This is a genomic window from Arthrobacter saudimassiliensis (assembly GCF_059090665.1).
Genome location: NZ_JBNHFX010000004.1, coordinates 118,897 through 137,174, shown reverse-complemented (window position 1 = coordinate 137,174; position 18,278 = coordinate 118,897). Strand labels below are relative to the sequence as shown.

The 18,278-nt window shown below is 71.2% G+C and carries 20 protein-coding genes; 9 read left to right on the top strand and 11 right to left on the bottom strand.

Annotated features, from left to right (window positions below):
* The first annotated feature begins 20 nt into the window (after positions 1–20).
* On the top strand, positions 21–1,301 hold the full coding sequence (locus AC5RV6_RS15395; protein WP_494008233.1) for a glycosyltransferase 87 family protein: 1,281 nt from the start codon (positions 21–23) through the stop codon (positions 1,299–1,301).
* A gap of 16 nt (positions 1,302–1,317) precedes the next feature.
* Here the strand turns inward: AC5RV6_RS15395 and AC5RV6_RS15390 are convergent, their stop codons facing one another.
* Genes AC5RV6_RS15390 through AC5RV6_RS15375 form a run of 4 tightly spaced genes read right to left on the bottom strand, consistent with a single transcriptional unit; the run spans position 1,318 to position 4,275 of the window.
* A complete protein-coding gene (locus AC5RV6_RS15390; protein ID WP_494008232.1) occupies positions 1,318–2,160 on the bottom strand; it encodes a hypothetical protein in 843 nt (280 codons plus the stop codon).
* A complete protein-coding gene (locus tag AC5RV6_RS15385; protein WP_494008231.1) occupies positions 2,157–2,708 on the bottom strand; it encodes an RNA polymerase sigma factor in 552 nt (183 codons plus the stop codon). Before AC5RV6_RS15385 ends, AC5RV6_RS15390 begins: the two co-directional genes overlap by 4 nt.
* 5 nt (positions 2,709–2,713) lie before the next feature.
* Positions 2,714–3,391, bottom strand: coding sequence for a class I SAM-dependent methyltransferase (locus AC5RV6_RS15380; RefSeq protein ID WP_494008230.1), 678 nt, complete (start codon positions 3,389–3,391; stop codon positions 2,714–2,716).
* Entirely contained in the window at positions 3,391–4,275 is an 885-nt protein-coding gene (locus AC5RV6_RS15375) for a LysR family transcriptional regulator ArgP (protein WP_494008229.1), read from the bottom strand. The genes AC5RV6_RS15380 and AC5RV6_RS15375 overlap by 1 nt, the downstream gene beginning before the upstream one ends.
* A gap of 70 nt (positions 4,276–4,345) precedes the next feature.
* On the opposite strand from AC5RV6_RS15375, the gene AC5RV6_RS15370 reads away from it, so the two are divergent.
* Genes AC5RV6_RS15370 through AC5RV6_RS15360 form a run of 3 tightly spaced genes read left to right on the top strand, consistent with a single transcriptional unit; the run spans position 4,346 to position 5,764 of the window.
* Positions 4,346–4,942 carry a LysE/ArgO family amino acid transporter gene (locus AC5RV6_RS15370; protein WP_494008228.1) on the top strand — a complete coding sequence of 199 codons (597 nt, stop codon included), beginning with the start codon at positions 4,346–4,348 and terminating at the stop codon, positions 4,940–4,942.
* 34 nt (positions 4,943–4,976) lie between these two features.
* Positions 4,977–5,339, top strand: a complete 363-nt coding sequence (locus AC5RV6_RS15365; RefSeq protein WP_494008227.1) for a hypothetical protein — start codon at positions 4,977–4,979, stop codon at positions 5,337–5,339.
* Complete coding sequence (locus AC5RV6_RS15360; RefSeq protein WP_494008226.1) at positions 5,336–5,764, top strand: GNAT family N-acetyltransferase; 429 nt, start codon at positions 5,336–5,338, stop codon at positions 5,762–5,764. The genes AC5RV6_RS15365 and AC5RV6_RS15360 overlap by 4 nt, the downstream gene beginning before the upstream one ends.
* Positions 5,765–5,866: 102 nt before the next feature.
* Here AC5RV6_RS15360 and AC5RV6_RS15355 read toward each other — a convergent pair whose 3' ends face one another.
* The 5 genes from AC5RV6_RS15355 to AC5RV6_RS15335 form a co-directional block, all read right to left on the bottom strand.
* A complete protein-coding gene (locus AC5RV6_RS15355) occupies positions 5,867–7,264 on the bottom strand; it encodes a hypothetical protein (RefSeq protein WP_494008225.1) in 1,398 nt (465 codons plus the stop codon).
* A complete protein-coding gene (locus AC5RV6_RS15350; protein ID WP_494008224.1) occupies positions 7,261–8,259 on the bottom strand; it encodes an ABC transporter ATP-binding protein in 999 nt (332 codons plus the stop codon). The genes AC5RV6_RS15355 and AC5RV6_RS15350 overlap by 4 nt, the downstream gene beginning before the upstream one ends.
* Positions 8,256–9,317 (bottom strand): FecCD family ABC transporter permease, encoded by a 1,062-nt coding sequence (locus tag AC5RV6_RS15345; RefSeq protein WP_494008223.1) that lies wholly within the window; start codon positions 9,315–9,317, stop codon positions 8,256–8,258. The genes AC5RV6_RS15350 and AC5RV6_RS15345 overlap by 4 nt, the downstream gene beginning before the upstream one ends.
* Positions 9,318–9,354: 37 nt before the next feature.
* Positions 9,355–10,485, bottom strand: a complete 1,131-nt coding sequence (locus AC5RV6_RS15340) for an ABC transporter substrate-binding protein (protein ID WP_494008222.1) — start codon at positions 10,483–10,485, stop codon at positions 9,355–9,357.
* Between the two features lie 140 nt (positions 10,486–10,625).
* A complete protein-coding gene (locus AC5RV6_RS15335) occupies positions 10,626–12,137 on the bottom strand; it encodes a SulP family inorganic anion transporter (protein WP_494008221.1) in 1,512 nt (503 codons plus the stop codon).
* A 293-nt stretch (positions 12,138–12,430) separates the two neighbouring features.
* Between AC5RV6_RS15335 and AC5RV6_RS15330 the strand changes: the two genes are divergently transcribed.
* From AC5RV6_RS15330 to AC5RV6_RS15310, 5 genes are all read left to right on the top strand, one after another.
* Entirely contained in the window at positions 12,431–13,348 is a 918-nt protein-coding gene (locus AC5RV6_RS15330; RefSeq protein WP_494008220.1) for an ABC transporter ATP-binding protein, read from the top strand.
* 2 nt (positions 13,349–13,350) lie between these two features.
* The gene (locus AC5RV6_RS15325; protein WP_494008219.1) at positions 13,351–14,091 is read left to right on the top strand and encodes an ABC transporter permease; all 741 of its coding nucleotides are present in this window, start codon (positions 13,351–13,353) and stop codon (positions 14,089–14,091) included.
* A 3-nt stretch (positions 14,092–14,094) separates the two neighbouring features.
* Complete coding sequence (locus tag AC5RV6_RS15320) at positions 14,095–15,372, top strand: sensor histidine kinase (protein WP_494008218.1); 1,278 nt, start codon at positions 14,095–14,097, stop codon at positions 15,370–15,372.
* Positions 15,369–15,998 carry a response regulator gene (locus AC5RV6_RS15315; protein ID WP_494008217.1) on the top strand — a complete coding sequence of 210 codons (630 nt, stop codon included), beginning with the start codon at positions 15,369–15,371 and terminating at the stop codon, positions 15,996–15,998. Before AC5RV6_RS15320 ends, AC5RV6_RS15315 begins: the two co-directional genes overlap by 4 nt.
* Before the next feature lie 76 nt (positions 15,999–16,074).
* Positions 16,075–17,031 carry an RluA family pseudouridine synthase gene (locus AC5RV6_RS15310; RefSeq protein ID WP_494008360.1) on the top strand — a complete coding sequence of 319 codons (957 nt, stop codon included), beginning with the start codon at positions 16,075–16,077 and terminating at the stop codon, positions 17,029–17,031.
* Here the strand turns inward: AC5RV6_RS15310 and AC5RV6_RS15305 are convergent.
* Positions 17,028–17,333: a hypothetical protein gene (locus AC5RV6_RS15305; RefSeq protein WP_494008216.1), complete on the bottom strand. Its 306-nt coding sequence runs from the start codon at positions 17,331–17,333 to the stop codon at positions 17,028–17,030. The genes AC5RV6_RS15310 and AC5RV6_RS15305 overlap by 4 nt on opposite strands.
* 322 nt (positions 17,334–17,655) lie before the next feature.
* Positions 17,656–18,117, bottom strand: coding sequence for a hypothetical protein (locus AC5RV6_RS15300; protein WP_494008215.1), 462 nt, complete (start codon positions 18,115–18,117; stop codon positions 17,656–17,658).
* Positions 18,118–18,278: the final 161 nt, after the last annotated feature.

Here is an 18,278-nt window from a genome sequence, read left to right as displayed (position 1 = left end):
CGCTCCGTAGACTGGAGGCCATGCCCAGGAACCTGCCCCGGATCTCCACCCTGCCCCGTGCCGCCCTGATCTGGCTGGCCGTGGGGCTCCCGGCGGCCCTCGCGCTGGTCGTCGTCGCGGCGCAGATCCACGGACTGGACTTCCGCGTCTACCGCGAGGGCGTGCTCGCCCTGCTCGGGCTGAACGGCCACCAGCTGTATGACCCGAGCCTGATCGAAACCGACACCCGCGGCCTGCCGTTCACCTATCCGCCCTTCGCCGCGCTGATCTTCGTGCCGTTCGCCTTTCTGCCCGAGGCCGCCGGGCAGGCCCTGGTCACCGCAGCGTCACTCATCTGCCTGGTTGCGGTGGCCGCCGTGCTGGTTGGATACCTGCGCCGAAACGCCGGGCTTCTGCCGGCCCGGCTGGCCGGCGTCCTGGACAGGCCCGCCGGGCGCGCGGGCGCCGTCGTCGTCGCCGTGCTCCTGATCGGTGTGCTCGGCCCGTGGCGGGAAGGGCTCGGCTTCGGGCAGGTCAATCCCATGCTGATGCTGCTGGTGCTCGCCGACCTGCTGCGCCCGGCCACCCGGGTGCCGCGCGGGGTGCTGATCGGCCTGGCGGCCGGACTGAAGCTCACGCCGCTGGCGTTCGGGCTGATCTTCCTGGCGCGGCGGGACTGGCGGTCCATCGTGGTCATGGGACTCACTTTCGCCGCCACGGTCGCCGCCGGTTTCGCCGCCGCCCCGCAGCAGGCCGCCGCGTTCTGGACCAGTGCGCTGTTCGACGCGGAGCGGGTCGGAGACACCACAAATATGTACAACGTGTCGCTGAATTCCCTGGTCGCGCATTTGGGCGCCGGGGAGGCGCTGCAGCGGCCGCTCTGGCTGGCGGCGTCGCTGGCCATCATCGTGTTGGGCTACCTGGCGATCCGGCGCGCCGACAACGTCGGTGACACGCTCGCGGCGATCTCCGCGAACGCCGTCGTGATGCTGGCGATCTCGCCCATCTCCTGGTTCCATCACTGGGTGTGGGCCGCGCTGCTGCTGCCGGTGGTCTATGTGTCGGCGCGACGTCGGACCGGCGGCGCGCGCGCCGTCGGCTACGGCCTGGCCGCGGCGATGGTGCCGGTGTTCCTGTTCTCCTCGGTGTCCATCACGCTGACCTTCACCGGCGTGGTGATGGAGCAGGGCCCTCCGGCGCTGGAACTGTTCACCGGTCTCGGTGTTGTCCTGCCGGCGGCGGTGCTGGCCTGGTGGCTGGCCGTTCCCGCACCGCGCGGAACGCAAAGCCGTCCTGCGATGCCGGTTCCCAGTCCAAGGTGACGGCCTGTCCGCAGGCTCAAAACCGGAGCACCTGCATCTCGACCGTCCCGTCCCGGTAGGTCACCTGCACCGGCATGCCCTCGCTGGAAGCGTTCCGCAGTTCATCACCGGGCATCCACAGGGCGAACTGGCCGGCGTTGACCGTCGCCTCGACGGGTCCGTGAACCGGGCTGTCGTAGACGACGGCGGCGACGTCCGTCCCGGCCGGCCCGGCCGCCACCGAGACGCTGCCCGGGCTCATCGTCCCCGTCCCCAGGGTGATGGGACGCAGGTCCCGCGGGCCCGGACGATCCGACTCGCGCAGGGTGCCGATGGCGCCGATCCGCCCACCGCCTCCGAACCCGAGGAGACCCGGCTGGTTGTCCGTGATGCACACGGCCGAGAATCCAGCCCCGCCGGTGAGGACCACCGTGGTCCAGACTCCCCGGCGTTCCGCGACGGCGACGTCGGCGGACTCCAGCTGGGAGCGGTACATCCCGTCGCCGGTGTCCGCGGAGTCCGCCCGGCACCGCGAGCCCGCCTTCTCCTGCTCGGCCGCGACCATTCCGGCCGGCTCAGGCGTCCAGCTCGCGTACGCCGGATCAGCATCCTGCAGCATCGGCATTGCGAGGATGCCGACGGTCACGGCCGCGACCGCTCCGAGGACCGCGGCGCTGCGGCGGATGACCCGTTTCCCGGGCGCCCGCCTCGTGTTCGGCCGGACCGCCGCCGAGCCGGCCGTGCCGCCGGGCCGGCCGGCCGGATGATTCGCCAGGATCCGCTGCAGGTCGGCCCGCGCCCGGACCGAATCGGCGGTGGCAGCCGGATCAGCCGGGTCCAGGCTGCGCAGCAGGGTGTCCAGGTGCAGGTCGGAGGTCATGACGGGTTCCTTCCGGTGCCGGCGGCGGAACCGGCGGGCTGGGGCAGGTGGTTCAGAAGCAGCCGGAGCGCCCGGCGGGCACGGCTGAGGCGCAGCCGGAAGGCGACCGGAGAGATGCCGAGCACTGACGCTGCCTGGGGGGCAGCGAGCTGCTCGAAGACTGCCAGTCCGAGGGCTTCCTGGTGCACCTCGGACAGCCGGTTCCAGGCTCGCGCGAGGTCGATGCGGGTCGCCGTCAGGTCATCTTCCGCCTCGACGGCGGTGTCGGCCGTGTCTGCAATCCGAACGCCGAGGGCCTCCCGGCGCCGCTCGCCCCGCTGCACGTTCAGCAGGATGTTGCGGGCGATGCCGAAGGCCCAGGCGCGGGCGTCTCCGCCGTCGTCGGGCGCATCGTCGAAGCGGCGCCAGACAACAAGCAGCGCCTCGGCGACCACATCCTCGGCCTGTCCAGGCGCCGTCCGGCGCTGCACGAAGCGCAGCAGGTCCGCATATACGGCGGAGTACAACTCCCGGAAGCGGCGCTCCCGCTCCGCATTCATTCGGCTCATAACCCCTACCTGTCCGCCATGCCCGCGGTTGTGTCAGGGCTGCCGGAACCGAGGTTAGGCGGCTGGTGGATGGCCGAATCCCCCGAGCGTTTCCGCCGGGCGAGAATCGCGGCGTGGGGGCGCTGCCCGACGTCGGTGCGCCGGCGAGTCTCCACCACCTCGAACCCGGCGCGGCTCAGCTCCGCCGCCAGCTCCTGGACTGGCCAGCGGAAGGCGGTGAAGACGGCATGGTCGAACGGTTCCACCGTCGGGCCGTCGAAAACCCCCGTGAGGAGCGTCCCGCCGGGTTTGAGCACCCGGGCACATTCCCTCAGCGGTACGTGGAGAGTGTCGGGGCGGAAGTGAATGAGCGAGTACCAGGCGAGGATGCCGCCCAGGGAGGCGTCCTCCACGGGAAGCGCGTCGAGGCTGCCTTCGTGGAAGCGGACACCGGGGAACCGCATCCGGGCCTGCTCAAGGAACGCGGGCACGGGGTCCACCCCGACGGCATCGGCACCCAGGTCAGCCAGGAAACTTGTCCAGTGGCCGGGACCGCAGCCCGCATCCATGAGCGGCCCGTTCACTTGCGCCGCCCAGTCCGCCACCAGCCGGCGGTCCTCGGCATGGACCGCGTCCATGCTCCCAAGGACCTCGGTGTACTCAACCGCCCGTGCGGCGTAGGCGTTCCGCACCGCCTCGTTCATCAGGAGGCCTCCGGCGCGTTGCCCCGCAGCGCCCGGGCCGCCCGCCGCACCGCCGCCGTCAGCCGGTCCAGCCGCTCGGATTGCAGGGCCCAGGACTGCCAGTACAGGACGACGTCGGATTGGGCCTGATCATCAAGCAGCACCAGGCGGCCGTCGTCGAAGTCGGAGCCGACCTGCAGTTCCGGCACCATGCCCCAGCCCAGCCCCGCGCGCACCGCGGCGACAAACGCCTCGGAGGACGGCACCATGTGCGTCGGAGGACGCCTGCCCGCATCGCGTGAGGCAAGGAACCTCCGCTGCAGGTCGTCCTTGGTGTTGAACTGCACCATCGGCATGGCGTCCCAGTCCACGACGCCGCCCGCAGCGTACCGGTCCCGAAGATCCGGTGCGGCGGCGGGGACATAGCGCATCGCCCCCAGCCGGACGGCATGGCAGCCGTTGACCGGTCTGGGGTCCGCAGTGACCGCGCCGAGGACGTCGCCCTGCCGCAGCAGCCGGGCGCTGTGATCCTGGTCCTCCACATGCAGGTCCAGCGTGGTGCCGGCCCAGCCGGCGGCTTCCTGCAGCACGGGGAGGAACCAGGTGGCCAGCGAATCGGCGTTGACCGCGACCGGGGTGGCGGTCCGGGCGAAGCCCGCGCCCAGGGCATCCCGGGCTTCGGCTTCCAGCAGCTGCACCTGCCGTGCCAGGCGCAGCAGCGCCCCGCCCGCCCCGGTGGGTGTGCAGGGCACCGTCCGTCGCACCACCACCTGCCCCGTCGACTTCTCCAACGCCTTGATGCGCTGGCTGACCGCGGACGGACTGATATGCAGCAGATCGGCGGCGGCTTCGAAGGTGCCCTCGTCGACGACGGCGGCCAGGGCGCGCAGGTGCTCGAAGTTCATGAAGGAAATCTAATGCATCCTGAAATTCATTCGTTTGTCTGCAGCGCGTTCCGGCCCTAGCGTCGAAGGCATGTGGAGCATCTGGAGCACGGGCCTGCTGACCGGCCTCGGACTGATCGTGGCCATCGGCGCGCAGAACGCCTTCGTGCTGCGCCAGGGTATCCGCCGTGAGCACGTCGGCGCCGTCGTCGTGCTCTGCGCGGTGAGCGACGCGGTGCTGATCCTGGGCGGCACCGCCGGCATCGGCGCACTGGTCTCCGCGTTCCCGCTGGCTCTCGACCTCCTGCGCTGGGGCGGTGCGGCCTACCTGGCCTGGTTCGGGATCCGGTCGCTGATCTCCGCGCTGAAGCCCGCCGCGCTCACGGCGCAGGAGCCGCGCTCCCGCGGCTCGGTCATCGCGACCACCCTGGCCCTGACCTTCCTGAATCCGCACGTGTATCTGGACACGGTGGTCCTGCTGGGCAGCATCGCCAATCAGTACGGTCCGGACGCGCGCTGGATCTTCGCCGCCGGGGCGGTGGCGGGCAGCATCCTGTGGTTTTCCGGGCTCGGCTACGGAGCCCGGGCCCTGTCCGGGGCGCTGAGCCGCCCGCGCACCTGGCAGGTGCTGGACCTGTTGATCGGCGTCGTGATGCTCGCCCTGGCGGCGAAGCTGCTGTTCGGGTGACCGGGCGGGGCCGGGAACACGGCACAATGTCTCTATGACCCCCGTTCCCGCCCCGGCTCCCGCCGGGTCCAGCCTGCGCGCCGATGTGCTGGTGCGCGGCATTCACCGGGTGCGGCTGGTGCTCAACGCCATCGTGTGCCTGCTGGTCCTGGCCATGGTGCTGATCTACGTCGCGCTGCTGCTGGGCATGCCGGACATCCCGCTGGGCCCCGACGAGACCGCCATGTTCGGGCTGCTGGGCACCATCGCCGTGGTGTCCTTTATCGCGCTCATCTACGGCGCCCCGGTGATCCTGGCGGTCAACGTCCTGGACTGGGGCGTGGCCCTCTACGTACGGCGGGCGGCTCGCCGCGGACTGCGGGAGGAACCGCCGGTGGTGAAAGAATCGGAGGCGTGAGCACCTCCGCCCCGAATTCCTACCGCCTTGTTCCCGGTCCTCCGCCCGTGGATGCCTACCTGCGGCTGCGCGCCGAGTCGGGCCTGTCCCCGAAGACGCGCGAACAGGCCGAAGCCGGCCTGCCCGGCGGATGGGCCGCCTGCCACGTCGTGGACGAGGCGACGGGCGAACCGGTGGCGATGGGCCGGGTGATCGGCGACGGCGGCTGGTACTTCCACGTGGTGGACATGGCCGTGCTGCCCGGCCACCAGCGCCGGGGCCTGGGTGACCGGGTCCTGACCCATCTGCTGGACACCATCCGCCGCGAGGCACCCGCCGGAGCCTGGGTGACCCTGATGGCCGACGCCCCGGGCCGCCGCCTCTACGCCCGCCACGGCTTCACTGAAACGGCGCCGGAGTCCCTCGGCATGGGGCTGACCCTCTAGCTGCCCCGCGCCGTCGGACCCCGGCCGCTTCCGCTGCCACCTTGGGACGCCGCTGCCACTGCGCGGGAGCAGCGGCGTCCCGAACCGGCAGCGGCGCCGGCGTTACGCCGGAGCCGGGACCGAAGCCGTCCGGTGCGTGGCCGTGACCCAGCGCAGCAGCGAGTAGAGCAGCTGGGAGGCGCCGGGCATGAAGCCCGACCCGTGGTGGTAGACCGGGTCCATGGTGGTCACCAGCAGGCGGGCGGGCTGGTTCACCTCGTCCACGTACAGCAGCGCGCCGAGCTCCGCGCCGTCCTCCTCCATGACCACCAGCTGCCGGGCGCCCGGGCGCGGGTGCAGCACGCCGTGATGGTGCCAGGCCACCGCCCGCGGGGTGAGGAACTGCCACATCGGGTCCTCGGGCAGCCGGAGCCGGGTGCCGTTGTCCTCCCCGGTGCGCCAGGTCCAGAACACGGTCGGCCGGAAGGTGTAGCCCACGCCGGGCAGCCAGTCCTCGACCTTGTTTTCACCGAGCACGACGACGGTCTTGGCCGGGTCCTGCAGCACGTCCCGGAGGGCGGGGGCAAAGCGGGCCAGCTGCCCCTGGTGCAGCCGGTCCCCCACGACCACCGCGTCCAGATCGGCCAGCACGGCCGGGTCCGCCTCGGGCAGGTACACCGACTCGATCCGGTACGGCGCCAGGGCGGGATCGGCCAGGGTACGCAGCGCGGTGAAGGTGCCGCAGTGCAGCAGCCCGATCCGCGGCGCGTCCCCGCTGGTCCGGGGCGCGACGGCGGCCGTCCGGCCCGCAGCGTCGACCGGAGCTGCATCGGACGGGACATCGGTGTCCGACGCCGGCGCTGCCGCAGCCCGGCCGCCGGTGCCGCCTGCCAGCCAGGCCACCAGGTTCGGGCCGATCCGCCCGATCGTGTACTTCTCGTCGCTGAAGCTCTCCAGGTCGTTGCCGCCGTGCACCAGCACCTCGCCGGCGCCCAGCGGATACGCGTAGTCCAGCGGCAGCCGGTACTGGCCGATGCCGGTGATCACGGAAGCGCCGTCGGGAAGGTCCAGATGGTAGCCGCGGCCGTAGAAGCCGGCGACGCCGATCTCCTCCAGCCGCCCGTAGCTGTGCACGCCGGGCACGCCGGTGCGGTAGTGCAGGTCCTTGTAGTCCACGCCGTCCCACACCGGATGCGGGGTCACGGCATGCGGGCGCACGTCCTGCGCGCCGCGGAACTCCAGCTTTCGCCAGGCGGCCAGCCCGTCGATAAACGGCCGCACCACCTGGCCGTTGACCAGGACCCGGCCGCCGCGGCGCACGAAGTCCGTCAGCCCGGCCCGGTGCCGGCCCAGCAGCAGGTGGTCGACGCCGCCGCCGATGATCATCCCGGAGGCCGAGAGGATGCGGGCGCGGGCGGCCTCGTTGTCCAGGTCGTAGGCGTCGACGTCTTCGATGGCGCCGCGCCAGGTGGGGTCGTTCCGGCCGCGCATCGGCGTGCCGCCGATCAGGCGGATAATCACGGGTGGTCCTTTCGGGAAGAGACGTGCAGGGGTTCGGCAACAAGAACCGGGGCAACCGGCGCACCGACAGCCTCGGGCACGGGGCAGGCCCGGCAGGACGGGCCGAAGTCCGGCACCGCGATGACGCGGTCCCCGGAGACGGTGCCGACCGTCGGGGTGCAGATCGGCAGCCCGTACACCTCGGACAGGGCCGGTCCGGTGAGCAGGTCCTCGGTGGGGCCCCAGCGGGTGTCGTCGCTGCCCACGAACAGCAGCGCGTTGCGGCTCACGTGCAGCGCGTGGTCGGGATGGTGGGTGGTCATGATGATGCCCATGCCGTCCGCGGCCAGGCCGGCGAGGACGCCGAGCACCCGGGACTGGTTGTGCAGGTCCAGGGCCGAGGCCGGCTCGTCCAGGATGAGCAGCTCACAGCCGGAGGCCACCGCCCGGGCGATCAGCACCAGCTGGCGCTGCCCGCCGGAAAGCTCGGAGTAGTCGCGGTGCGCCCAGTCGGCCACGCCCACCCGCTGCATGGCGGCGTCGGCGGCGTCGTGGTCCTCGCGGCGCGGGCTCTGATAGGCGCGCAGGTGCCGGGTGCGGCCCATCAGCACCATCTCGGCGACGGTGAAGGCCGGGCCGGCGCCGTGGTCCTGTGGCACGTAGCCGATGCCCGGGGCGCAGTCGATGCTGCCCTCGCGCGGAGCCAGCAGCCCGGCCAGGCACTTGAGCAGCGTGGTCTTGCCGCGGGCGTTGGGTCCGAGGATGGAGAGGATCTCGCCGCGGTGCAGCTCGAATGCGAGGTCGCGGAACAGCCAGGGCCGCAGCCGCGAGTAGCGGTGCCCCAGGCCGGTGACCCGCATCAGCGGCTCACCGGCGGACGACGCCGCCGTCCGGGCGGGCGCGCCGAGCGGGTGCGGCGGCGTTCCCGGCGTGGGGAGGCGGCGCCGGTCCGCGCCCGAAGCGGGGGCCTCGGCGCCGTCGACGGCGGCCGGATCCGTTGCGGAGAGTGCGGTCATGACATCTCGCCTTTCTTCTGTGAACGCGCCAGCAGGGCCACGAAGACCGGGGCGCCGATGATGGCGGTGAGGATGCCCAGCGGCAGTTCGCTGCTGGACAGGGAGCGGCTGAGCGTGTCGATCAGCATCAGGTACGCGCCGCCGAGCAGCGCGGACGCCGGCAGCAGCACCCGGTGGTCCGGACCCACCCAGAGCCGGGCCAGGTGCGGCACCACCAGGCCCACCCAGCCGACGGCGCCGGCCACGGCCACGGTGCCGGCGGTCATCAGCGCCACCGCGCACAGCAGCACCACCCGGGAACGGTGCGGGTTCACGCCCAGGGCCGCGGCGTCGTCGTCGCCCAGGGAGAGGACGTTCAGCCGCCAGCGCAGGGCGAGCACGACGGCGGCGCCGAGGGCCACCGGCACCAGGGCGGTGAGGACCTTGTCATAGCCGGCGGCGGCGATGGAGCCGAGCAGCCAGTGCACGATCGAGGGCAGCTCGGAGTAGGGGTCGGCCAGGTAGGTCATGAAGGAGACCAGGGCGTTGAAGAACGCGGCCACCACGATGCCGCCGAGGACGATCATGAGCATCGGGTTGCTGCGTCCGCCCATGCGTCCCAAAGCCAGCACCACGGCGAGCGCGGCGAGGCCGAAGCCGAACGCCCCGCCGACCATCCAGCCGCCGGACAGGCCCAGGGTCAGCACCAGCACCCCGCCGAACGAGGCGCCGGCGGTGACGCCGATGATGTCCGGGCTGACCAGCGGGTTGCGGAACAGGGCCTGCAGGCAGGCGCCGCCGAGGGACAGCGCCCCGCCGACCAGGAAGGCCAGCAGCACCCGCGGCAGCCGGACATCCAGCACCACGGTGGCTTCCTGGTCGGTCCAGGTGCGGCGGATCAGGCCCTCGCCGCCGAACAGGGCGGTGGCCTCGTTCGCCAGGATGCGCAGGATCTCGTTGGGCGGCACCCAGTACCGCCCGGCCGCCATGGACACCAGCGCCACCGCGAGCAGGATGAGCACGCAGAGCAGGATCGGCAGCCGGTGGCTGCGCTGCCGGCCGGCCGTGGTGTCGGGCACCGGACTAGTGTCCTGCCCGGTTGTCAGCACGCCCACCTCAGCCGCGGAAGACGTCGTAGCCAACGCCGTCGCCGTTCATGTCCAGGCGCAGCGCGGCGTCGATCTGCTTCTCGGAGACGTCGTAGCCGTAGAGGTAGCGGATCTTCTCCTTCATGGCCGCGCGCAGCGTGTGCCCGGTGCGCTCGGGGTGGTACAGCTCGGCGGCCCACTGCCACATCAGCGGCGACTCGGCGCAGGGCACCTCCCAGCGGTAGCCGCCCAGCGGCGCCTTGTAGACCCTGCGGTTCCTCACCGCGGAGACGGAGGCCAGGGAGGCGTCGGCGTACACCTCTGCGGGTGTGCGGGCATCGAAGCCGCCGAGGGTGATGATTTCGGGATCCCACTCGATGAGCTGTTCCGCGCTGACCACGTTCTCGGCGGAGAGGTTGTCCGCGGCCATGTTCCGCCCGCCGGCCAGCTCCATCCAGTAGTGCATGTAGGAGGTCTTGTTGGACGCGGAGTAGCCGTCCCCGGACTGGCCCAGGTGGACGACGCGGACGGGAGCGACGCCGTCGAGCTCCTCCTGCAGCCGGGCGATGTCGGCGTGCATCCAGTCCACGATCTCGGTGCCGCGCTCGGGCTTGCCGAGGATGGTGGAGAACAGGGACACCCAGGTCTCGAGGTATTCCTGCGTGCCGTAGAGCAGGCAGACGGTCTTGAAGCCGGCGTTCTCCAGCGGCTCGACCAGCCCGTCGCCCTGGTCCGCCCACTGGAACACGACGTCCGGCTCCAGCGTGGTGATGGTCTCGATGTTGGGGGTGAAGCTGGACGGGGAGATGGTGGTGGTCGTCTTCGACTCGGGGAACATCTCGCCGAACAGGCCCTGCTGGTTGGCCTGCAGGGTGGATTCGTTGATGCCGACGATTTTGTCGTAGCCGCCGTCGACGGCGGCCAGCATGGACGGCGAGGGAATGACCGTGGTGGCGATCCGCTGCACCGGGGCGTCGAAGTGAACCTGCACGCCGCGCATATCGGTGACGGTAAAGCCGCCGGAACCGGCAGCGGCGGCTCCGGCGCCGACGGTCTCGCGGGAGGAGCAGGCGCCCAGGGCCAGGGCGGCCAGGCCGAGGCCGGCGCCGCCGAGCAGGCTGCGGCGGGAGATGCGCTGAGGGGGGTGGGAGACAGGCAACGGCGATCCTATCGGGCACAGAAGGTTAGGCTTCCCTAAGGAAGGATGACCTAATCATCAGAGCACACCGAACCGATTAGCGCATATTTTTATGTCCTAAATGGCACATGGGGTCCGTCACACTGTTCGAGGGCCCCAGGCTAGGGCAGCCGTCCTCCCATGCGTTCCTGCAGGGCGGCGCTCGCGGCGTTCAGGCCGGTGATCGTCACGGTCTTGCCGCGGGTCCGGTACTTCTCCGTGATCGAGTCCAGCGCCGCCACGGTGGAGGCGTCCCAGACATGCGAGCCGCTCAGGTCGATCCGCACCTCGGCCGGATCCGCCGCGTACTCGAACTGCGTGTAGAGGTCGTTCGAGGAAGCGAAGAACAGCTCGCCGGTGACCGCGTAGGTGACCGACGCACCGTCGTCGGCCACCGCGCGCTGCACGGTGACGAAATGCGCCACCCGGCGGGCAAACAGCACCATGGCGGCCAGCACGCCCACCCCGACGCCGATCGCCAGGTTGTGGCTGACCACGGTGACGATCACGGTGGTCACCATGACAGCGGTCTCCGACTTTGGCATCCGCTTCAGGGTGTCGGGGCGGATGCTGTGCCAGTCGAACGCGGCGTACGCGACGAAGATCATCACGGCCACCAGCGCGGCCATCGGAATCAGGGCGACGACGTCGCCGAGCACCACCACGAGGATGAGCAGGAACACCCCGGCCAGGAAGGTGGAGATGCGGGTGCGGGCTCCGGAGGCCTTGACGTTCATCATGGTCTGCCCGACGACGGCGCAGCCGCCCATGCCGCCGAAGAAGCCGGTGACGATGTTCGCGATGCCCTGACCGGCGGCCTCCCGCGGCTTCGAGGAGCGGGTGTCGGTGATGTCGTCCACCAGCTTGGCGGTCAGCAGTGATTCGAGCAGGCCCACGAAGGCCATGGCCAGCGCGTAGGGGGCGATGATCTGCAGCGTCTCGAGGGTCAGCGGCACGTCCGGGAACATCAGGGCGGGCAGCGAGTCCGGCAGCTCGCCCTTGTCCCCAACGGTCGGCAGGTTCCAGCCGGCCAGGACGGCGGCGACGGTCAGCACCACGATCGCGACCAGCGGGGCGGGCACCGCCGTCGTCAGCCGCGGCAGCAGGAACACGATCAGCAGTCCGGCGGCGACCACCGGGTAGACCAGCCAGGGCACGCCGATCAGTTCGGGCAGCTGCGAGGAGAACACGAGGATGGCCAGGGCGTTGACGAAGCCGACCATCACCGAGCGGGGGATGAACCGCATCAGCTTCGCGACGCCGACGGCGGCCAGCAGGATCTGGATGATCCCGGCCAGGATGACGGTGGGAATCAGGTACTCGACGCCGTTGCGGGCGACCACCGGGGCGATGACCAGGGCGACGGCGCCGGTGGCGGCGGAGATCATCGCGGGCCGGCCGCCCACGACGGCGATGGTCACCGCCATCGTGAAGGAGGCGAACAGGCCCATCCGCGGGTCGACGCCGGCGATCACGGAGAAGGCGATGGCCTCCGGGATCAGGGCCAGCGCGACCACGAGCCCGGCCAGGACCTCCGTCTTCAGCAGCCGCGGTGAGCGCAGGGTGTCGAGGACGGTCTGGCGGGCCGGGGCGGGCTGCAGGGCAGGGGCCGGGTTCGGGGCAGGAGAAGGCAAGGCGGTTCCGTTCACGTCTGGTTCAGGTGCCGGGGCCGGGGCGGCTGCGCCGGGGCCGTGCGTCGAACACCGGTTCCAGAGTACCGCCGTCCTGCGGCCCGTTTCCGGCCGGCCGCAGGAGCGGACTCCGGGGCGCCGTCCCATCCCCGGCAGCCGATCTGCACCGCGCGGGAGCAGGCGGCTACGCCCGTTCCGCCATCAGCCGATTGGTGGATTCCGCGTCCACCGGATGGGCCGGTGATGACGGCCGCGCGGGCGATTCGGGGCCCGCGCCGCATCGACAGACTGAAGTCATGACAATCATTGAGGTGCGGGACCTGGTCAAGCGCTACGGCGCCCGGACGGTGGTGGACGGCGTCGGCTTCGATGTCGAGGAGGGCGAGATCTTCGGCATCCTCGGGCCCAACGGGGCGGGGAAGAGCACGCTGGTGGAGTGTGTGGCCGGCCTGCGCATCCCCGACGGCGGCTCCGTCCGGGTTGCCGGGCTGGATCCCCGGCGGGACCGTCGGACGCTGCCGGAAGTGCTCGGCGTCCAGCTGCAGCACAGCGAGCTGCCGGGCAGGCTCACCGTCGGCGAGGCACTGGACCTTTACAGCTCCTTCTACGACAGCCCCCTGGACCGGGGTGAGCTGCTCGGGCCCCTGGGGCTCGCCGACCGGCTCCGGGTGCAGTACCGACGCCTGTCGGGCGGGCAGAAGCAGCGCCTTTCCATCGCGCTTGCGTTGGTCGGCAATCCGAGGGTGGTTCTCCTCGACGAGCTGACCACCGGGCTTGACCCGCAGGCGCGGCGGGACGTTTGGGACCTCATCGAGCACGTCCGGGCCCGCGGCGTCACGGTCGTGCTCGTCTCCCACTTCATGGAGGAGGTCGAGCGGCTCTGCGACCGGCTGGCGGTGATCGACGCCGGACGCCTCGTCGCCCTGGACACCCCGGCGGGGCTCGTCCGGCGGACCGAGGACCGGCAGCGGCTGCGGTTCCGTCCCTCGGCCCCCGTCGACCCCACCCTGCTGAGAGCCCTTCCCGAGGTCTCGTCCGTCGTCGAGGCGTCCGGCGGTCTCCTGGTGGTTGCCGGTACCGGGGAGCTCCTCCTCGCCGTGACCAGGGAACTCGACGGCCACGGCGTGGCCGCAACGGATCTGCGACTGGAGCAGACCACCCTCGAAGACGCCTTCGTCCACCTCACCGGCCGCACCCTCGACGAGAGGAACTGACCATGTCGGCTCTCCTGCACCTGACCGCCGCGGAAACCAAGCTCTTTTTCCGCGACCCCATGACCTGGACGTTCGCGCTGGCCGTCCCGCCGCTGCTGCTGGTGGTGTTCGGCGCCATCCCGCCCTTCCGCGAGCCCGACGCCGAGCTGGGCGGGCAACGGGTCATCGACCTCTACGCGCCGATCCTCGTGGCGGTGGGCATCAGCATCCTGGCCGTCTACAGCCTGCCGCAGCAGTTCGCCGGGTACCGCGCGGCCGGAATCCTGCGGCGGATGCGCACCACCCCGGTCAGCCCGGCAACCCTGCTGGGTGCACTGCTCGTCCTGTTCGCGGTGTTGTCCCTCGCAACGGTGGGAATCGTCCTGGCCGTCGCCCGGCTGGCCTTCGCCGTCGACCTGCCCGGCAACGCCGCCGCCTATGCCCTCGCGTTCGTCCTGACCGCCGTCGCGCTTCTCGCGGTGGGGCTGCTCATCGCCGCCCTGGCGCCCAGCGGCTCGAGCGCAAGCGCCATCGGCCTGGTGCTGTTCTTCCCGCTGGCCTTCTTCGCCGGGCTGTGGATTCCACGCGAGTCCATGAGCCAGACGCTGCGTACGATCTCCGACGCCACCCCGATCGGGGCCGGCGTGCAATCATTGCAGGACGCCGCGGCCGGAAACTGGCCTTCGCTGCTCCACCTCGCCGTTCTGCTGGGCTGGTCGATCGTCGCGGGAGGACTGGCCGCCCGATACTTCCGCTGGGAGTAGGACATGAGCATCGAAACGGAGCTGCGCGAGCAGATCGCGCTCGCCGAGCGCCGCGAGGGCGTGTTCTACGCCGTGCTGCCCTACGCCCTGCTGGCGATCAGCACCGTCCTGGCCCTGCTGCAGTTCGGGTGGGAAGAGGAGCGCGTCAACCTACCGGCGACGCTGGGCCTCACCCTGGCGACCGCGGCGTGGCTGGCCGTGTTCTTCCCGCCCCGGGGCCGAAAGCCCAGCCGGGCCCCTGTCGGCGTTGCGTACGCGGGCCTGATGACTGCGGCTGCGGGCCTGGTGATGCTGGCCTCGTGGTACGGAATCTTCGCGTTCACGGGCTACATCCACGCGTTCCTCTTCCTGTCCGGGGCGTGGCGGTACGTCGGCGTCGCCGCCACGTCGATCATCATGGCGGTGTCCTATGTGGGCGGGTGGGACACGGTGACCGAGGGGCGGTGGGGCATCTGGGCGGCGGTCAGCGTGGTGACCGGCGTGCTGGCCGGCGCGTCATTCTATTTCGCCGATTCCTCCGACGTGAACGGGCGGAAGCAGAAGCGGGTCCTCGCCCTCCTCCATGACGCCAACGCCAGGCTTGAGGCTGCCTTGGAGGAGAACGCTGGCCTGCAGGCCCGGCTGCTGGAGCAGGCACGGGAAGCCGGTGTCCTTGACGAGCGGCAGCGGATTGCCGGGGACCTCCATGACACCCTCGCGCAGAGTCTCGCCGGCATCCTGACCCAGCTGCAGGCCGCGGAACAGACGCTGGACAGCTCCCCCGCCGCCCGCCGGCACCTGGAGAACGCGGTGGCGCTGGCCCGCGAGAGCCTTACCGACGCGCGGCGCACCATCCACGCGGTGGAACCGGAGCCGCTGGCCCACTCGCAGCTGCCCGAAGCCATCGGACACCTCACGCGGCGGTGGGCCCAGGCGCACGCCGTGGAGGCGGAGTTCACCGTCACCGGCGAGGCCCGCCCGCTGCGCAGCGACGTGGAGGCGACCCTGCTGCGGGCAGCGCAGGAGGCGCTTACCAACGTGGCCAAGCATGCCGGTGCCCGCCGCGTTGGCCTGACCCTGTCCTACATGGACACCCTCGTGAGCCTTGACGTGCGCGACGACGGCGCGGGCTTCGTGCCGAAACCGGCGCCCTCTGCAACCAGGGACGGCGGGTTCGGGCTCACCGGCATGCGCCAGCGGGTCCAGCGGCTGGCCGGCCACTTGGTGGTCGAGTCCGAGCCCGGCGCCGGAACGGCGCTGTCCGCGACGGTCCCTGCCCTTCCGGCGGAAAGGACACGATGATCTCCCTGCTGATCGTGGACGACCACCCGGTGGTCCGTGACGGGCTCCGGGGCATGTTCAGCGCGGATCCGCGCTTCGACGTGATCGGGGAGGCCGGCAACGGAACGGAGGCCGTCAGCAAGGCGGTGGAGCTGCGGCCCGACGTGATCCTCATGGACCTGCGGATGCCGGGCGGAGACGGGGTGAGCGCGATCCGTTCCCTCGCCGCGCGCGGCGTAGCGTCCCGCGTTCTGGTCCTCACCACTTACGACACCGACGGCGACGTCAGCGCGGCGATGGACGCCGGCGCCACCGGATATCTGCTCAAGGACTCGCCCCGGGATGAGCTGTTCCGCGCGGCGGAGGCGGCCGCGCAGGGTCACGCGGCGTTGGCTCCGTCGGTCGCCGCCCGGCTCCTGGGACAGATGCGCCGCCCCGCGTCGGGCAGGTTGTCGCAGCGGGAGCTCGAGGTCCTCGGACTTATTGCCCGTGGTTCCACCAACAGGGAAGCCGCACGCCGGCTGTTCGTCAGCGAAGCGACGGTCAAGACGCATCTGCTGCATGCCTACGCCAAGCTCGGGGTGAATGACCGCGCGGCCGCGGTCGCCGAGGCCTTCTCCCGCGGCTACCTCACGCCCGACGCCTAGCCGGCCTGCCCCGGCTTCAGGCGCGTATCGAATCAGCACGGGGGCGGGCTCCGGCCGCGGCTATCCTTGAACCGTGATGCAATCCCCGCTGCCCGTCCGCAACGGGGTCAACGCCACCCGCCTGCGCCTGCCGGCCGACGGCCCCTGGGCCACCGCCATGGAGTACGTCCTGGACCGCTTCGGGCATGTGGACCCGGACGGCATCGTCGACCGCTTCGACCGCGGCGAGGTCGTCGGGCTGGGCGGCGTTCCGCTGGACCGCACCACTCCCCTGCGCGAGCACACCTTCATCTGGTACTACCGGGAACTGCCCGCCGAAACCCGGCTGCCGGTGGAGCTGAGCGTCCTGCACCGCGACGAGGACCTGCTGGTGGTGGACAAGCCGCACTTCCTGCCGACCACCCCCGGCGGCATGTACGTGGCGGAATCGGCGCTGGTCCGGCTCCGGGTGCAGCTGGAGCTGCCGGACCTGGTGCCGATCCACCGGCTGGACCGGATGACCGCCGGCGTCCTGCTCTTCGCCGTGAATCCGGCCACCCGCGGGAAGTACCAGGTGCTGTTCGAAAAGCGCCGCGTGGAGAAGGAGTACGAAGCCATCGCCCCGGTCCGCGGCGACCTGGAGCTGCCGCTGACACTGCGCTCCCGGATGGAGAAGTCCCGCACCTATCTGCTGGCCCGGGAGGTCGACGGCGAGCCGAACGCCGAGACCCGGATCGAGCTGCTGGAGCAGCGGGCCGGCCTGGGCCGGTACCGGCTCCTGCCGCACACCGGCAAGACGCACCAGCTGCGCGTGCACATGGCTTCGCTTGGCATCGGGATCCTGAATGACCGGTTCTACCCTGACCTGCTGGATGAGGCTCCCGACGACTACGCTAATCCGCTGCAGCTGCTGGCCCGCTCCATCCGCTTCACCGATCCGCTGACCCGGCGCGAGGTGGAGTACCGCAGCGGGCTGAACCTCTCGGCGTTTCCGCCGGACAGTCCGGCCGCCAGGTCTGATCTGCCGCGCCGGCGGGACGCCCGGAACGCCTAGACCGGCTCCCACCGCCCGCGCCGGCGGCGCAGGATCCGCAGCCGGCCGACGTCGGCCACCTCCGCCACCGCGTGCCGCATCGACAGCGCCGCGCGGGTGGCCTGCCGGCTCTCCGCCTCCCAGTCGGCCGGATCCACGAGGAAGCGCAGGGTGATCCGCGGGATGCCGGCGGCGATGTCCAGCTGGTTTGCCTCGACCAGGTGCAGGCTGCCAAGGACCGCGACGGCGGTGTCCATCACCGCTTCGGGCCGCTGTCCCGGATGCAGGGCAAGGATTTCAAGCTGGGCACGGAAGGAAGGCACCCGATAACCCTAGGACACGGGCGCTCAGGGAACGGTGACGGCGATCTTGCCGGCGGTATGGCCCTCCATGCTCAGCCGCACCGACGACGACGCCGGCCGGGGCCCAGCCGATGATGGCGGGGAAGTCCACGTGCATGGCCTCGTCGAGGTCACCCGCGAGCAGCTTCCAGTCCACGGGATGGACCGAACTGGCCTGCACCGCACCAGAACGGAGTCCGGCCCGAGCCTGGGCTCGGGCCGGTCACCGCGGGTCAGCTGCTCGGGGCCGCCGTAGGCGGAGCAGGACACTGCTTTCACGGCTGCCTCCGGCAGCAGGGTGGGCTCAGATGCCGCGTTCGGTGTCCTCGGCGTCGAACTCCGCCAGGGAGTCGCCGCCGCGGTTGAGGGGATCATCGCTGGCGTCGTCCTCGTCAGCCACCGTGGGATCGTCGAAGTCGACGTCATCCGCGGCTTCGCCGATGGTGGGCGTGCCGGGCGGGATCTGGCTGTCTCCCTCGTAGAAGCGCTCCTCGGCGGTGTCGTCGCGGAGGGTCTGGTCGGATTCGACGCCGGGCTCGTTCAGCAGCGGCTCCTCCTTGATCAGCGGGTCGTCCTGCCAGTTCTCCGGGTTGTCCTCGGCCGCTCCGGGGTAGCTGAGGTCCTCGGCGTCGGTCAGTTCGCTTTCCTCCAGCAGGTCCTCTTCGGAAACCACGGTCAGCTCGTCCGGAGTCGCAACATCGGCGACATCGTTGGCCAGGACCGGGTTGTCGCCCAGCTCGGGATCGGGAATGCTCTGCTCGCTCATGCTCTGCCTTTCCGTCGAAGACTGCCGCCGGTGAACCGGCGACCTAATAGTAAGCCTACTGATCCTTGGCGCCCGGCACCAGTTGGATCAGCCGGGCGGAAGCCGCTGCAGCGGGCGGAACGGGCCCCGGAATGCCTGCCCCGCTCGCGCGTCATTATGCC

What these genes read in the sequence shown, in the direction of transcription:
- AC5RV6_RS15395 (WP_494008233.1), top strand. Translation starts at nt 21, where the DNA reads ATGCCCAGGAACCTGCCCCGGATCTCCACCCTGCCCCGTGCCGCCCTG.
- AC5RV6_RS15390 (WP_494008232.1), bottom strand. Translation starts at nt 2,160, where the DNA reads ATGACCTCCGACCTGCACCTGGACACCCTGCTGCGCAGCCTGGACCCG.
- AC5RV6_RS15385 (WP_494008231.1), bottom strand. Translation starts at nt 2,708, where the DNA reads ATGAGCCGAATGAATGCGGAGCGGGAGCGCCGCTTCCGGGAGTTGTAC.
- AC5RV6_RS15380 (WP_494008230.1), bottom strand. Translation starts at nt 3,391, where the DNA reads ATGAACGAGGCGGTGCGGAACGCCTACGCCGCACGGGCGGTTGAGTAC.
- AC5RV6_RS15375 (WP_494008229.1), bottom strand. Translation starts at nt 4,275, where the DNA reads ATGAACTTCGAGCACCTGCGCGCCCTGGCCGCCGTCGTCGACGAGGGC.
- AC5RV6_RS15370 (WP_494008228.1), top strand. Translation starts at nt 4,346, where the DNA reads ATGTGGAGCATCTGGAGCACGGGCCTGCTGACCGGCCTCGGACTGATC.
- AC5RV6_RS15365 (WP_494008227.1), top strand. Translation starts at nt 4,977, where the DNA reads ATGACCCCCGTTCCCGCCCCGGCTCCCGCCGGGTCCAGCCTGCGCGCC.
- AC5RV6_RS15350 (WP_494008224.1), bottom strand. Translation starts at nt 8,259, where the DNA reads ATGACCGCACTCTCCGCAACGGATCCGGCCGCCGTCGACGGCGCCGAG.
- AC5RV6_RS15330 (WP_494008220.1), top strand. Translation starts at nt 12,431, where the DNA reads ATGACAATCATTGAGGTGCGGGACCTGGTCAAGCGCTACGGCGCCCGG.
- AC5RV6_RS15325 (WP_494008219.1), top strand. Translation starts at nt 13,351, where the DNA reads ATGTCGGCTCTCCTGCACCTGACCGCCGCGGAAACCAAGCTCTTTTTC.
- AC5RV6_RS15320 (WP_494008218.1), top strand. Translation starts at nt 14,095, where the DNA reads ATGAGCATCGAAACGGAGCTGCGCGAGCAGATCGCGCTCGCCGAGCGC.
- AC5RV6_RS15315 (WP_494008217.1), top strand. Translation starts at nt 15,369, where the DNA reads ATGATCTCCCTGCTGATCGTGGACGACCACCCGGTGGTCCGTGACGGG.
- AC5RV6_RS15310 (WP_494008360.1), top strand. Translation starts at nt 16,075, where the DNA reads ATGCAATCCCCGCTGCCCGTCCGCAACGGGGTCAACGCCACCCGCCTG.
- AC5RV6_RS15300 (WP_494008215.1), bottom strand. Translation starts at nt 18,117, where the DNA reads ATGAGCGAGCAGAGCATTCCCGATCCCGAGCTGGGCGACAACCCGGTC.